16 protein-coding genes are annotated in these 13,267 nt (G+C 61.4%); 2 read left to right on the forward strand and 14 right to left on the reverse strand.

Annotated features, from left to right (window positions below; genetic code table 11):
* Positions 1 to 3 precede the first annotated feature (3 nt).
* The 10 genes from F624_RS0114395 to F624_RS0114440 all read right to left on the reverse strand — a co-directional run bounded on the left by F624_RS0114395 (position 4) and on the right by F624_RS0114440 (position 8,443).
* Positions 4 to 630: a sigma-E factor negative regulatory protein gene (locus F624_RS0114395; protein WP_019575018.1), complete on the reverse strand. Its 627-nt coding sequence runs from the start codon at positions 628 to 630 to the stop codon at positions 4 to 6.
* Positions 631 to 657: 27 nt separating this feature from the next.
* Complete coding sequence (rpoE, locus tag F624_RS0114400; RefSeq protein ID WP_031255038.1) at positions 658 to 1,293, reverse strand: RNA polymerase sigma factor RpoE; 636 nt, start codon at positions 1,291 to 1,293, stop codon at positions 658 to 660.
* 557 nt (positions 1,294 to 1,850) lie between these two features.
* Positions 1,851 to 3,098: a beta-ketoacyl-ACP synthase II gene (gene fabF, locus F624_RS0114405; protein ID WP_031255039.1), complete on the reverse strand. Its 1,248-nt coding sequence runs from the start codon at positions 3,096 to 3,098 to the stop codon at positions 1,851 to 1,853.
* A gap of 116 nt (positions 3,099 to 3,214) precedes the next feature.
* On the reverse strand, positions 3,215 to 3,454 hold the full coding sequence (acpP, locus tag F624_RS0114410; RefSeq protein ID WP_019575021.1) for an acyl carrier protein: 240 nt from the start codon (positions 3,452 to 3,454) through the stop codon (positions 3,215 to 3,217).
* Positions 3,455 to 3,558: 104 nt separating this feature from the next.
* Positions 3,559 to 4,302, reverse strand: coding sequence for a 3-oxoacyl-ACP reductase FabG (gene fabG, locus F624_RS0114415; RefSeq protein ID WP_019575022.1), 744 nt, complete (start codon positions 4,300 to 4,302; stop codon positions 3,559 to 3,561).
* Positions 4,299 to 5,249 carry an ACP S-malonyltransferase gene (fabD, locus tag F624_RS0114420; RefSeq protein WP_031255041.1) on the reverse strand — a complete coding sequence of 317 codons (951 nt, stop codon included), beginning with the start codon at positions 5,247 to 5,249 and terminating at the stop codon, positions 4,299 to 4,301. The genes fabG and fabD overlap by 4 nt, the downstream gene beginning before the upstream one ends.
* Positions 5,250 to 5,393: 144 nt before the next feature.
* Positions 5,394 to 6,371 carry a beta-ketoacyl-ACP synthase III gene (locus F624_RS0114425; protein WP_031255043.1) on the reverse strand — a complete coding sequence of 326 codons (978 nt, stop codon included), beginning with the start codon at positions 6,369 to 6,371 and terminating at the stop codon, positions 5,394 to 5,396.
* Positions 6,368 to 7,423 (reverse strand): phosphate acyltransferase PlsX, encoded by a 1,056-nt coding sequence (plsX, locus tag F624_RS0114430; protein WP_019575025.1) that lies wholly within the window; start codon positions 7,421 to 7,423, stop codon positions 6,368 to 6,370. The genes F624_RS0114425 and plsX overlap by 4 nt, the downstream gene beginning before the upstream one ends.
* A gap of 107 nt (positions 7,424 to 7,530) precedes the next feature.
* Positions 7,531 to 7,713 carry a 50S ribosomal protein L32 gene (rpmF, locus tag F624_RS0114435; protein ID WP_019575026.1) on the reverse strand — a complete coding sequence of 61 codons (183 nt, stop codon included), beginning with the start codon at positions 7,711 to 7,713 and terminating at the stop codon, positions 7,531 to 7,533.
* Between the two features lie 187 nt (positions 7,714 to 7,900).
* The gene (locus F624_RS0114440; protein WP_019575027.1) at positions 7,901 to 8,443 is read right to left on the reverse strand and encodes a YceD family protein; all 543 of its coding nucleotides are present in this window, start codon (positions 8,441 to 8,443) and stop codon (positions 7,901 to 7,903) included.
* Between the two features lie 26 nt (positions 8,444 to 8,469).
* On the opposite strand from F624_RS0114440, the gene F624_RS0114445 reads away from it, so the two are divergent.
* Positions 8,470 to 9,084: a Maf family protein gene (locus tag F624_RS0114445; protein WP_019575028.1), complete on the forward strand. Its 615-nt coding sequence runs from the start codon at positions 8,470 to 8,472 to the stop codon at positions 9,082 to 9,084.
* Complete coding sequence (locus F624_RS0114450) at positions 9,081 to 9,893, forward strand: SAM-dependent methyltransferase (RefSeq protein ID WP_031255045.1); 813 nt, start codon at positions 9,081 to 9,083, stop codon at positions 9,891 to 9,893. The genes F624_RS0114445 and F624_RS0114450 overlap by 4 nt, the downstream gene beginning before the upstream one ends.
* 46 nt (positions 9,894 to 9,939) lie before the next feature.
* Here F624_RS0114450 and F624_RS0114455 read toward each other — a convergent pair whose 3' ends face one another.
* From F624_RS0114455 to F624_RS0114470, 4 genes are read right to left on the reverse strand one after another with little or no spacing between them, the layout of a single operon-like run.
* Positions 9,940 to 10,986, reverse strand: a complete 1,047-nt coding sequence (locus tag F624_RS0114455; protein ID WP_031255046.1) for a S49 family peptidase — start codon at positions 10,984 to 10,986, stop codon at positions 9,940 to 9,942.
* Position 10,987: 1 nt separating this feature from the next.
* Positions 10,988 to 11,353: a Rieske (2Fe-2S) protein gene (locus F624_RS0114460; RefSeq protein WP_031255048.1), complete on the reverse strand. Its 366-nt coding sequence runs from the start codon at positions 11,351 to 11,353 to the stop codon at positions 10,988 to 10,990.
* A gap of 41 nt (positions 11,354 to 11,394) precedes the next feature.
* Positions 11,395 to 12,066, reverse strand: coding sequence for an HAD family hydrolase (locus tag F624_RS0114465; RefSeq protein WP_019575032.1), 672 nt, complete (start codon positions 12,064 to 12,066; stop codon positions 11,395 to 11,397).
* On the reverse strand, positions 12,063 to 13,088 hold the full coding sequence (locus F624_RS0114470) for an RluA family pseudouridine synthase (RefSeq protein WP_051107405.1): 1,026 nt from the start codon (positions 13,086 to 13,088) through the stop codon (positions 12,063 to 12,065). The genes F624_RS0114465 and F624_RS0114470 overlap by 4 nt, the downstream gene beginning before the upstream one ends.
* Positions 13,089 to 13,267: the final 179 nt, after the last annotated feature.

Below are 13,267 nucleotides of genomic sequence, written 5' to 3' on the forward strand. Positions count from 1 at the left end.
AGCTCACCGTGATGCCCCCTCAAAAGTCGCATTGCGCAGAAAACCAGCGGGCGTCTGCAGTGCAGAGGCACCCGCGGCCTGCTTGTGCGCGGCCAGCAATTCATCCAGACGGGGGTCGCGCAACATGACAGCACGCTCGTCTCCCGGCAGAGAGACTGCCACGGCCTGAACACCGGCTGGTGCCAACCCATTGGCGGCCATTTGTCCACCCACGCGCACCTGATCCTGTTGCCCGACCAAGCCCCAGCCCACCGCAGCAACGGCGACCACAGAAGCCAAGCCGGCGACCATGCGCCAACGGAAAAGTGGTTGATTGGCGGCTTCTGCTTGAAATGCTTGTGGTGTCAATGGCTGGGGCAGCGACTCGGGCGCCAAAGGTTCAATCTCCTCTTCAGACAGACGAGCTCGCAAACGCACCATGAAGTCAGAGGACAGGCCGTGCACGGCGCCCGCCGTTGCATCAGCGCTTACGCCCCACTCACCGCGGAGCACATCACGGCTGAGGTGGTAGATTTCCCACGAGACAGCAGCATCGTCGTCCGCGCTCAACTGGTCGAGCAACTTGGCAGCATCGGCATCATCCAGGCGCCCATCGGCCAGATCGGAGATCAACTCGCGGTTTTCAAGCATTCGGTCCATTTGCAATCCCTTGGTTCATCACCAACGTTTCCCCGTCTGATTGGCCAGCAATGGCTTGACCTTGGCCGAAATGGCCTCCCGGGCGCGAAAAATCCGGGAGCGCACCGTGCCGATCGGACAATTCATCACCTCAGCGATCTCGTCATAACTGAGTCCTTCAATCTCTCGCAGGGTCACGGCCTGCCGCAGATCCTCTGGCAAGGCCTCCATGGCCGAGTTCACGGCTTCGCCGATTTCCTTGGCCGCCAGGACAGTTTCCGGGGTTTCATCGCTGCTTAGTTCGTTTGAAACCGAGGAAGTTTCATCGTCATCATCACGTCCACGCAGCGCACTTTCGTTCATCACCGGATTGCGGCGCAGATCGACCAAGGCTTTTTTGGCCGTGTTGACAGCGATCCTGTACAGCCAGGTGTAGAACTGTGCCTCGCCACGAAACTGATGCAGCGCGCGGTAAGCGCGGATAAAGGTCTCCTGCACCACATCGTCGACCAGGTCTGAATCCCTGACCATGCGCGCCACCAGCCGAGCCACGCGCCGCTGATATTTCAGAACCAGAAGTTCAAAAGCACGTTGATTGCCCGCGACCGCGCTTTGAACCAACAGCAGATCACTGTCGTCCGGGGTTGGCGATAGGGTTATGGGGGGTTGGGTCATGAAAACGAAGACAGCAGCAAGCTCAAGACCCGATGGGCTCTTTCGACGGCTCGTGTGCAGCGCGCGAATATACCGCACACCGCAGCAGGTGCCAGCGAGATGGATGACCGCGGCGCTCCAGCCAGATCCATTTACCAGCCCAAACACCCGTGGTGTGCCAACGGAGCAGCAGCACCCGCTGCAAGTCCAGCACAACACGGACCGCGCCGTCACCGGCCCAAACAGACCCACCGGGCATTTGGCAATGCAGGGCCCAGGTGGTGCCATCCCAGACAAGTTCGCCAACGTCGGAGCCCCAGGCGGACCGAACGATGAACACGAGCGCAGGCAGACACAGGCAAAAAGCCACCCATGCACGCAGCATCGAGGGCGCCGTCTGGTACGCCCAGAGCGTGATACAGAGGAGCGCAGCCACAAAAACGCCCCCTTCCCATGCCCATCGAAGCCGCGAGGGCATCACAGGGTAGCGAACAGGGGGCGCGGCGTGCATCAGTCAGCAACCGACATGCAGAACAAGTTGATCAGAAGCACAGGGCAAGCAGCCCCATGCAGTGAAATCAACTCAGTCGCTTGAAGACCAGCGAGCCGTTGGTGCCACCAAAACCGAAATTATTCTTGACGGCCACATCAATCTTCAGATCACGGGCCTCATTGGCACAGTAATCCAGATCGCAATCCGGATCTTGATTGAAGATGTTGATGGTCGGCGGGCTCTTCTGGTGATACACGGCCAGCGCCGTGAACACGCTTTCGATCCCCCCCGCACCACCCAGCAAGTGCCCGGTCATCGACTTGGTCGAGTTCACCACGGTCTTGTAGGCATGGTCACCGAGTGCCGCCTTGATGGCGTTGGTTTCGTTGGTGTCACCCAGAGGCGTCGAGGTGCCGTGGGCGTTGAGGTAATGGACCTGATCCGCGTTGATACCCGCATTGCGCAAGGCCATTTCCATGGAGCGGCGCGGACCATCAACGTTGGGTGCCGTCATGTGATAGGCGTCACCGGACATACCAAAGCCGGTAATTTCAGCGTAGATGCGGGCGCCACGGGCCTTGGCGTGCTCATACTCCTCGAGCACCAGCACGCCTGAACCTTCGCCAAGAACGAAACCATCGCGATCCTTGTCCCAAGGGCGTGAGGCAGTCTTGGGGTCGTCGTTTCGAGTGGAGAGCGCACGCGCCGCCGCGAAGCCGCCAATCCCCAGGGGGGAGACCGTCGATTCAGCACCACCAGCCACCATGACATCGCAATCACCGTACTCGATCATGCGAGCCGACAAACCAATGGCATGCAGACCTGTCGTGCAAGCGGTAACCACCGCAACGTTGGGGCCCTTGAAGCCGTATTGAATGGAAACATGACCCGAGATCATGTTGATGATCGAGGCCGGGACGAAGAACGGTGAAATTCTTCTCGGCCCACGATTCGTGTATTCGCCATGGGTCTGCTCGATCATCGGCAGGCCGCCGATGCCGGAACCGATGTTGCAGCCGATGCGGACTGCCTGCTCTTCGCTCAACGCATCGCCGGTTGGCAAACCCGAATCGACCACAGCCTGCATGGCTGCGGCCATCCCGAGGTGAATGAAGCGGTCCATGTGACGCGCCTCTTTCTCAGGGATGTACTGGGTGATGTCAAACCCCTTCACTTCACCTGCAAACTTGCAGGCAAAAGCGCTGGCGTCAAACGACTTGATCAGGTCAATGCCTGATTGGCCGGCCAACAAATTGTTCCAGGACTCGGCAACCGTATTGCCTACGGGGCTGATACAACCCAGGCCAGTGACGACAACGCGACGACGGGACATATGAAAATCTCAGTTTGGCCGGACGCAAAGCGCCGGCGGTCTGTGACAAGCCAGGCAAAGCCGCAAGGCCCTGCCGGCCCGCACTCCAAAAGTGTAGGACCGGTCCCGCCAGGGACTCAGGCCTTGTGGTGCGTGTTGGCGTAGTCGATCGCGTTTTGCACCGTGGTGATCTTCTCGGCATCTTCGTCCGGGATCTCAATGCCGAACTCGTCTTCCAGAGCCATCACCAATTCCACCGTGTCCAGAGAGTCTGCGCCGAGGTCAGCGACAAAGGCCTTTTCGTTAGTGACTTGAGACTCTTCCACGCCGAGTTGTTCGGCGATGATTTTTTTGACACGTGCTTCGATATCGCTCATGGTTCCCTCTGAGGGTTGTGAAAAGATCCGTGATTTTAGCCGCCCCGGAGAACATTCCCGAAGCATTTGCCGCACGGACCATTCGGCTTTGATTTGCTGTTAATTTACATGTACATGCCGCCATTGACATGCAACTCTTGCCCGGTCACATACGAGGCCTGCGGAGAGGCCAGATAAGCGACGGCATGAGCGATGTCGGCAGGCTGCCCCAGATGTCCCAGCGGGATCTGGGTCAACAAGGCTTTTTGCTGCTCTTCAGGCAGCGAAGCCGTCATGTCGGTATCAATGAAACCTGGTGCCACGCAGTTCACCGTAATGCCTCGGCTGCCCAATTCACGAGCCAGTGCGCGGGTCATGCCCGCAACGCCTGCCTTGGCAGCAGCATAGTTGGCCTGCCCCGGATTGCCCGAGGCACCCACCACGCTGGTGATGCTGATGATGCGACCATACCGCTGCTTCATCATCTGGCGCATCACGGCACGGCTCATGCGAAACACAGATTTCAGATTGGTGTCCAGCACCGCATCCCAATCGGCATCCTTGAGGCGCATGGCCAGCATGTCGCGCGTGATACCCGCATTGTTCACCAGCACCTGCAGAGCACCTTGCTCTTTCACGATGCGATCAATCAACGCCTCGACAGCTGCGCCATCGTTGACGTCCAGCTTGGCACCCAGACCACCCACAGACGCCAGGGTCGCCGAGATGCGATCAGCACCCTCATCGGTGGTTGCCGTCCCGATCACCTTCAAGCCACGCCGAGCCAACTCAAGGGCAATGGCCGCACCAATGCCACGCGATGCACCGGTGACCAACGCCACCTGGCCTTCAAATTTCACTTCACTCATGCCAACAGTCCTTTGGTTTCTGCCAGTGTGGCGGGGTCCAACACCACACCGCCGAGCAACTCCGCATCGATGCGCTTGGTCATGCCCGCCAACACCTTGCCGGGGCCACACTCAATGACGTGCGATACACCACGCGCCTTGATCGCCTGCACACACTCCACCCAACGGACGGGCTGGAAGGCTTGGCGGTACAGCGCATCACGAATGCGCTCAGGATCCGACTCCACCTGCACATCCACATTGTTGACCACGGCTATCTGAGGCACCCCCAAGCTCAGGGTGGCCAATTTTTCGCGCAGCTTCTCAGCCGCAGGCTTCATCAGGCTCGAATGGAATGGCGCAGACACAGGCAAAGGCAAGGCCCGCTTGGCACCTTGAGACTTGAGGTATTCACAAGCCTTTTCAACGCCCGCCTTGCTGCCAGCAATCACGGTCTGCATGGGGTCATTGAAATTGACCGCCTCAACAACTTCCGACGAACCCGCACCAAATTCGGCAGTGACCGCCTGACATCCAGCGACGACCTGCGCCGCGGGCATGCCGAGGATGGCCGCCATGGCCCCGACCCCAACAGGCACCGCCTCCTGCATCGCAGCAGCACGGAAACGCACCAGGGGCGCAGCCTGCGCCAGCGTCAACACACCCGACGCGACGAGCGCGGAATACTCGCCCAAGGAGTGCCCCGCCACCACCGACGGCAACAGACCGGTTTCGGCAACCCAGGCCCGGTAGGCCGCCACCGCCGCAACCAGCATCACGGGCTGGGTGTTGGTGGTGAGCGCCAGCGCCTCTTTGGGACCGGACTGGATCAGCGCCGCGACATCCTCACCCATGGCGTCAGACGCCTCACGCAAGGTGTTGCGCACCTCAGGATGATCACCCCAGGCATCGAGCATACCCACCGACTGGGAGCCCTGGCCCGGAAATACAAATGCAAATGGAGTCATGTTTTTTGGAGACTGGACAAACTAGAACCACATCACCACAACACCCGGCTGCCACAGAGCACGGGGGCGGCAACACCCAGACAGGGAGCGATCCATGCAGGCCAGCCACAAGCCAGCCCCACAGATGCCCACCCACAATGCCGATCAGTAGCGCAGGAAGACTGCACCCCAGGTAAATCCACCGCCAACACCCTCCAACATCAGGTGCTGGCCGCGCTTGACCTGACCGGCACGCACCGCCGAGTCCAGCGCCAAAGGAATGGAAGCCGCCGACGTGTTGCCATGCTGATCCACCGTCACCACCACCTTGTCGAGGGGAAGCTTCAGCTTGCGCGCCGTGCTTTGCATGATGCGGATGTTGGCCTGGTGCGGAATCAACCAGTCGATATCGGCATCCGTCTTGCCCGCCTTGGCCAAGGTGGCACGCGCCGCATCTTCCAACACCCCCACGGCCAGCTTGAAGACCGCCTGGCCGTCCATCTTGAGCAGAGGATCGCCCAAAACCTGCCCACCGGAAACATGCCCCGGCACACACAGAATGCCCACATGTTTACCATCAGCGTGCAGATCAGAGGCCAGGATGCCCGGCTCATCCGAGGCCTCGAGCACCACAGCCCCCGCGCCGTCGCCAAACAGCACGCAAGTCGTGCGGTCCGTGAAATCGAGCAGTCGCGAGAACACCTCCGCGCCAACCACCAACGCACGTTGCGCAGCACCCGTCTGGATCATGGCATCCGCCACAGTCAGGGCATAGACAAACCCACTGCAAACAGCCTGCACATCAAAGGCAGCCGCACCGGCGTTGCCGAGCTTGTGCTGAAGAATGCAAGCCGTGGAAGGGAACACCATGTCAGGCGTCGAAGTGGCCACGATGATCAGATCGATCTGAGAAGCCTCCAGACCCGCCGCTTCCAGCGCTCGCTGGCAAGCCTTCAGTGCGAGATCGCTGCTGCCCACATCGGGCGCGGCAAAGTGTCGGGCGCGAATGCCGGTGCGCTCAACGATCCACTCATCTGAAGTTTCGACACCCTTGGTAGCCAGTTCGGCCGCCAAGTCTGCATTCGTCAGCCTGCGGGGGGGGAGATAACTGCCGGTACCGGCTATGCGCGAATAACGTCTCATTGTGCGGAGGAGCTCACCGCGCCGGCCCCGACATCACCCGGCACCGCCGCCAACAAGGGCGCAGCGCGAGCAATCCGGACCTTCACGCGGTCAAGCAGGTTGTTTCGGGCCGCATCATACGCCCGGTTCAAGGCCTGCTCGAAAGCGAACTCGTCGGCCGAGCCATGGCTCTTGAACACCAGGCCCCGCAGACCCAAAAGTGCCGCGCCGTTGTAGCGACGGTAATCCATGCGCTTCTTCAATGAAGAAAGAACGGGATAGGCACAGATGGCGGCAATTTTTCGAAAGATGCTGCGAGAAAACTCTTCACGCAAAAAGCCGACGATCATGAAGGCCAAGCCCTCAGTCGCCTTCAACGCCACGTTGCCGACAAAGCCATCACAGACCACGATCTCGGTCGTGCCCTTGAAGATGTCGTTGCCTTCGACATTGCCAAAAAAGTTCAGGTCTCCCGAACTCCCCGCAGATCGCAGCAACTCACCGGCTTTTTTGATCGTGTCGTTGCCCTTGATGACTTCTTCACCAATATTGAGCAAGCCCACGGAGGGGTGGGCCTCATCTTTCAAGACGGACACCAGGGCCGAGCCCATCACCGCAAACTGAAGCAGATGCTCGGCTGTGCAATCCACATTGGCACCCAGATCCAGCACCGTGGTCGCTTGGCCTTTGATGTTGGGCATCAAGGCCGCAATCGCAGGCCGATCAATGCCATCCAGGGTTTTGAGCAAATAACGGGCGATGGCCATCAAGGCGCCGGTGTTACCAGCAGAAACCGCCACATCCGCACGACCATCCTTGACCTGCTGGATGGCCACACGCATCGAAGAATCCTTCTTCTTGCGCAGCGCCACCTCCACCGTGTCATCCATGCTGACGACCTCGGAGGCCGCCAAAACCTCGGCGCGCTCGTGCACCAGCGCCGTCAGCGCCTCAGGCTTGCCAACCAGCAAAAGCCGCGCATCAGCATGCTGCTCGAGAAAATGCCGGCATGCTGCCAGCGTGACGCGGGGACCATGGTCGCCCCCCATGCAGTCAACAGCCAGTGTGATCATTCAGAGCTCAATCAACCGCCCAAGCGGCTTCGAAATGGATAGCCAACAAAAGAAAAGCCCGCGCTACTTGGAATGTAGCATCGGGCTTCGATGGCTCCGGAAGCAGATCAGGCTTCGGACTTGTTCTTCAGAACCTGACGGCCACGGTAGAAACCGTTGGGGCTGATGTGGTGACGCAGGTGGATTTCACCAGTGGTGGGTTCCACAGCGATACCCGGCACGTTCAGGGCATTGTGCGAGCGGTGCATACCGCGCTTGGAAGGGGACTTTTTGTTTTGCTGGACGGCCATGTCAGGCTCCTGGACTAAAGGGTTGTTACATGAGCCTGGGGCCAGCGAGAAAATCACGCCAGCACAGGCAAGTTCTGTGCGAAATCAGTGAGAAATCAACTCAATCAGCGCGGCAACCAGATCAAAAAGACGCCGAGGAATTCGCGCGAAGCCTTTGATTATAGCTCATCTCAAAAGCCAGGCCCAGTCACTCTTTCTTGAGCTTGGCCAAAGCCGCAAAAGGATTGGGCCTGGCAGCCTCAGCGGCCTTGAATTCCTCATCCTCAACCGCCATGGGCACCGCCTCAGGACAGACCTCATGACGCGGCACCACGGGCAGCTCCATCAGCAGCTCATCTTCGATCAATTCGTGCAGATTGAACTCGCGGCTGATCACCAACACATCTTCTTCGGATTCATCATCCTCGGCTTCCGCCGTCGCCTCATCACGCACAAAGCGGAAGGAACGCTGGCACGCCAGCAACACCTCCACCGGACCCAGGCAGCGCTGACAGACCTGCACCAGACTGGCCTCCGCCTCCAGGTGCAGCCACACCTGATCTGCGCCACCCGTCACAGGCCGCGACTCACCTTGCGCCGACCAGCGCACCTCATGCTCATCGATGCCCGCCGGCACAGCCTCTTCGGCCAAGCGGGTAAAGCTCAGCAAGGGCGCCTGCCCAGTCAGGGTGTCGCCAGCCTGCGCCAACGATTTCAGGTCGAGGCGTTCCACGAAATACTCTTTCTTCATGCGCGCAGTGTAAGAGAATCGCCCGCATGACCCCAAGCGCCCCCAACCACCCAAGCCCATCGCGCCCGCTGGTGCTGGGCTCCACCTCCCGCTATCGCAAAGAATTGCTGAACCGGCTCGGCCTGCCCTTTGAAGTGGCCTCGCCCGAGGTGGACGAAACCCCACTGGCCGGCGAAGCCCCGGCCGTACTGGCCCAACGCCTGGCACTCGCCAAGGCCCATGCTGTGGCTCGGCAATTTCCCTCAGCGGTCGTCATTGGCTCCGACCAGGTGGCCGACCTGCACGGCGAACCCCTGGGCAAACCCGGCACCCATGAACGGGCCGTAGCCCAGTTGCGTCGCATGCGCGGCCAGACTGTTGTCTTCCAGACCGCGGTGGCCGTGGTCTGCCAGGCCACCGGATTCGCCCAAAGCGATCTGGCCGCTGTGCGGGTGCAATTTCGAGATCTCAGCGATGCCGAGATCGAGACCTATCTGCAACGCGAAAAACCCTACGATTGCGCCGGCAGTGCCAAAAGCGAAGGGCTGGGCATCGCCCTGCTGTCTTCGATCGAGAACGACGACCCCACCGCCCTGATCGGCCTGCCGCTGATCCGCACCTGCCGCCTGATCCAGGCCGCCGGCATCGAGGTGCTGGCATGAGCAAGGCAAATTCAAACCCCATGGGCCGCCTGTTCCTGGTCCCCGCCCCCCTGGACTTCGGCTGCAGCCAGCAAGCGCCGGTGACCGACGTGATCCCGAGCAAAACCCTGATCACGGCCGCTGGCTTGCGCCACTGGGTGTGCGAGAACGCCAAGAGCACACGCGCCTACCTCAAGCGCATTGGCGAGCACCACCCCCTGGTGGCACCGATTCAGGAGCAGGCGTTGCAAGAACTGCCGCGCGCCGTGCACAAGAAAGGCGACCACCAAGCCGGCCAATTTGACGCCCGCCCCCTGCTGGCGCCCGCCCTGGCCGGCCATGACATGGGCTTGATCAGCGAAGCCGGCATGCCCGCCGTGGCTGACCCAGGCTCTTCGGTGGTCCGCGCCGCCCATGACCTGGGCATTGAAGTGGTGGCCCTGACCGGACCGGTCTCGCTGCTGCTGACCCTGGCCGCCAGCGGGCTGAATGGCCAGAACTTTGCGTTTGTGGGTTACCTGCCTCAGGACAATGGCGAACGCAGCCAACGCCTGCGCGAGCTCGAGTCACTGGCCCTCAAGACAGGCCAGACCCAGCTGTTCATTGAAACGCCCTACCGCAATCAAGCCCTGTGGCAGGGCCTGCTGCAAAGCCTGCAGCCCAACACCCGCCTGGCCATCAGCTACGGCCTGACGCTGGAGCAGGGGCAGAACCGCAGCAAACTGGTGAAAGATTGGCGCCAACAGGCCCATCAAGACCCCAAGGCGCCAGGCAAAGCGAAAGACTTCCCGCCCAATGACCTGCCGGCGGTCTTCGGCATCGGGCGCTGAGCGCCAAGGCAAAGCGCCCTGATGCCCGCTCACCCGGCCCGCACGCTCAGCGCAAAGCGGGCACGGAGCGCAGGGCGCGCACGGCACCCTCACCAAAGGCCGCACCGAAGCGCTTGGCCAGGCGCTCTGCCACGTTGTCGCGGCGGGTGTAATCCACCAGGTCTTCGGCCTTGACCACTTCACGAGCCACGTAATCCAGGTTGCCGAGTTGATCGGCCAGGCCCATCTCAACCGCTTGCTCGCCGGTCCAGAACAGACCGCTGAACATTTCGGGCGTTTCCTTGAGGCGCTTGCCACGCCCATCCTTCACCGCCTTGATGAACTGCTGGTGGATCTGATCCAGCATGGCCTGGGCAAACACACGCTGACGCTCGGTCTGCGGGCTGAACGGGTCCAGAAAGCCCTTGTTTTCGCCGGCCGTCATGAGGCGCCGCTCCACGCCCAGCTTGTCCATCAGGCCCGTGAAGCCAAACCCATCCATGAGCACGCCAATGCTGCCCACGATGCTGGCCTTGTCGACAAAGATCTGGTCGGCCGCTGCCGCGATGTAATAGGCCGCCGAGGCACACGACTCCTCCACCACCACATACACAGGCTTGGAATGCTTGGCCTTCAGGCGGCGGATCTCGTCATTGATGATGCCGGCCTGAACCGGGCTGCCGCCAGGCGAGTTGATCAACAGCACCACCGCCTGAGCGCCATCGTCCTCGAAGGCGCTGCGCATGGCGGCCACCACAAACTCGGCACTGGCGTCCGCTCCAGCAGCAATCTCGCCCTTGATTTCGACCACGGCCGTGTGGGGCATGCTTTTATCAGTCACCGGCGCTGCACGGCTGAACAGCATCCAGGCACTGACCGACAGCAGCACCAACCAGGCCAGGCGGATGACATTGCGCCAGCGCCTCGCTGCCTGCTGCTCACGCAACGAGGCAAAAGCCAGCTTTTCAAGCGTTTCACGCTCCCATCCGGAGGGCAGAGGTGAAGCGGATGCGGGGGAAGAAGGTGCCGCAGCAGACACCGTCGGCGCAACAGGCTCGGGAGCCGGCGTCGACACGGGCTCATCGGTGGGTTCGGGCGTGCGGGGATCCGTCATCTCAGAATTCAACAGGGTGCAGGTTGTAGGCAGTATGCCAGTGCACCACGCCGTCCATTTCCGAGAGCTCGATGCGGATCAAGCCACTTCGGCAGGGGCCACCTCGGCACTGACCGGTGTCGGGCGCGTAGACCGCACCATGGGTGGCACAGAGCAACCACCGACCCGAGTCGTCATAGAAACGATTCGGCTGGTAGTCCATCTCCATGGCCACGTGGGTGCAGCGGTTCAGGTAAGCGTGGGCACGACCCTCATAGCGTATGGCAAAGGCACGGCAGGTCTGCCCGGCGTAGACCACATCGAAGGGCACTCCGTCCCCACTCTCGACCAGATCGTTGCTGTTACACAACGGAATCATCGCTTCCATCACCTCTCCCCGGCCGCGCAAGCCCTGGCGCGGCCTTCAGTTCAAGCGTTATTGAGCAGCCACTGGTGCAAATCAGCCACCGAATGCGCCACATGGCGCGGTCGCAAGGCATCAAAGGCATCGGGCTCATGGGCACCATAACTCACCCCCACGCTGGCGCAGCCGGCGTTCAGCGCCATCTGCAGATCATGGGTGGTGTCGCCGATCATCAGGGTGCGCTCAGGCGCCACATCAAACTCGGCCATCAACTCGTGCAGCATGCGCGGGTCGGGCTTGCCGGCCGTCTCGTCGGCGGTGCGCGATCCATCAAACACCCCACGCAAGGCCACCGAGTGCAGGGCCTCGTTCAGCCCGCGGCGGCTCTTGCCCGTGGCCACCGTGATGAGGTGCTGGCGCTCGCGCAAGGAGGCCAGCAACGGCAGCACGCCGTCAAACAGGGCGATGTCGTCCTGATGCTTCAGATAGTGAAAGCGGTAACGGTTGCCCAATTCAGGGTATTTCTCAGGCGGCACATCCGGCGCCGCATGGGCCAGGGCCTGCATCAAGGCCATGCCGATCACATAGGAGGCCGCCTCATCGCTGGGGCGTGCACCGCCAACATCCACCACCGCCGCCTGGATGCAGCGCACGATGATCTGGGTGGAATCAAACAGGGTGCCGTCCCAATCGAAGGCGATCAGGTCGAACTGGCGGGGGCGGCTGGAGGCGGTCATGGGCTGGAGCTGGGGCTAGGTTGGGCGTCGATGAAGGATTGCAACTCGGGCGGCAGGGGCAATTCCAGCTGGAGGGTCTCGCCGCTGGCGGGGTGCTTGAACTGTAACCGCCAGGCATGCAGGAACATGCGCTTGAGGCCCTGCCTGACCAGGCGCTTGTTCAATTCGAAATCGCCATATTTGTCGTCCCCCGCGATCGCATGCCCGCTGCTGGCCAGGTGCACCCGGATCTGGTGCGTGCGGCCGGTCTTGATGGTCACCTCCAGCAGCGAGAACGCCGGCAATCCCGCCAATTGAACCGGCGCCAAGCCCGAACGCACGCGCACCAGGGTGACCGCGCGCATGGCATCCGGATGATCTTTATCGACCACCTTCACGCGCCGCTCGCCGTCCGGCAGCAGGTACTTGTGCAGGGCCGAGTCGATCACCTTCTTGTTGGCCGGCCAGGCCCCGGTAGCCAGGGCCAGGTAGGTCTTGCCGGTCTCCCGGTCGCGGAACTGGTCTTGCAGGTGCGTCAGCGCCGAGCGCTTCTTGGCCAGCAGCAGGATGCCCGAGGTCTCCCGGTCCAGCCGGTGCACCAGCTCCAGAAAGCGCGCCTGCGGTCGCGCCTGGCGCAATTGCTCGATCACGCCAAAACTCACGCCGCTGCCGCCATGCACCGCCACACCGGAGGGCTTGGCAATGGCCAGCAGATGATCGTCCTCGAAAAGAATCGGAAATTCCCGCGCCGGCGCCGGGGCATCAGCCTTCTCGGCGGCGCGCTCAGACAGACGGACGGGCGGCACGCGCACCGAATCCCCGGTCTGAACCCGGGTATCGGCGGCCACCCGCCCCTTGTTGATGCGCACTTCGCCACTGCGGATGATGCGGTAGACGTGCGTTTTAGGCACCCCTTTGAGGTGCCGGATCAGGAAGTTGTCGAGGCGCTGGCCGGCGGATTCTTCGTCCACCAGCAAGAGGCTGGCTGCAGGTGCGGCGGGCTTGATTTGAGGGCCGACTTTGCCCTCTATAATGTGTTTCACTAGCGCTTTGCTGTAACTGGTTGATTCGTCTGGAGTTTAGTCCAGTCCCACTTCCGCGGCGCTGGCAAGGTCGATGCCGACTGACTTGTGAGCTGTAGATCACGCACCAGAGTTCGTGATGACAGTGTCCCAAAGCCAGATGGGCCGGCACTTTGAAACACCGATACGGAATACCCATG

Source organism: Curvibacter lanceolatus ATCC 14669 (assembly GCF_000381265.1).
GTDB lineage: Bacteria > Pseudomonadota > Gammaproteobacteria > Burkholderiales > Burkholderiaceae_C > Curvibacter > Curvibacter lanceolatus.

Coding starts and splice junctions, on each gene's coding strand:
- F624_RS0114395 (WP_019575018.1), bottom strand. CDS start 630: ATGCTTGAAAACCGCGAGTTGATCTCCGATCTGGCCGATGGGCGCCTG.
- rpoE (WP_031255038.1), bottom strand. CDS start 1,293: ATGACCCAACCCCCCATAACCCTATCGCCAACCCCGGACGACAGTGAT.
- fabF (WP_031255039.1), bottom strand. CDS start 3,098: ATGTCCCGTCGTCGCGTTGTCGTCACTGGCCTGGGTTGTATCAGCCCC.
- acpP (WP_019575021.1), bottom strand. CDS start 3,454: ATGAGCGATATCGAAGCACGTGTCAAAAAAATCATCGCCGAACAACTC.
- fabG (WP_019575022.1), bottom strand. CDS start 4,302: ATGAGTGAAGTGAAATTTGAAGGCCAGGTGGCGTTGGTCACCGGTGCA.
- fabD (WP_031255041.1), bottom strand. CDS start 5,249: ATGACTCCATTTGCATTTGTATTTCCGGGCCAGGGCTCCCAGTCGGTG.
- F624_RS0114425 (WP_031255043.1), bottom strand. CDS start 6,371: ATGAGACGTTATTCGCGCATAGCCGGTACCGGCAGTTATCTCCCCCCC.
- plsX (WP_019575025.1), bottom strand. CDS start 7,423: ATGATCACACTGGCTGTTGACTGCATGGGGGGCGACCATGGTCCCCGC.
- rpmF (WP_019575026.1), bottom strand. CDS start 7,713: ATGGCCGTCCAGCAAAACAAAAAGTCCCCTTCCAAGCGCGGTATGCAC.
- F624_RS0114440 (WP_019575027.1), bottom strand. CDS start 8,443: ATGAAGAAAGAGTATTTCGTGGAACGCCTCGACCTGAAATCGTTGGCG.
- F624_RS0114445 (WP_019575028.1), top strand. CDS start 8,470: ATGACCCCAAGCGCCCCCAACCACCCAAGCCCATCGCGCCCGCTGGTG.
- F624_RS0114450 (WP_031255045.1), top strand. CDS start 9,081: ATGAGCAAGGCAAATTCAAACCCCATGGGCCGCCTGTTCCTGGTCCCC.
- F624_RS0114455 (WP_031255046.1), bottom strand. CDS start 10,986: ATGACGGATCCCCGCACGCCCGAACCCACCGATGAGCCCGTGTCGACG.
- F624_RS0114460 (WP_031255048.1), bottom strand. CDS start 11,353: ATGGAAGCGATGATTCCGTTGTGTAACAGCAACGATCTGGTCGAGAGT.
- F624_RS0114465 (WP_019575032.1), bottom strand. CDS start 12,066: ATGACCGCCTCCAGCCGCCCCCGCCAGTTCGACCTGATCGCCTTCGAT.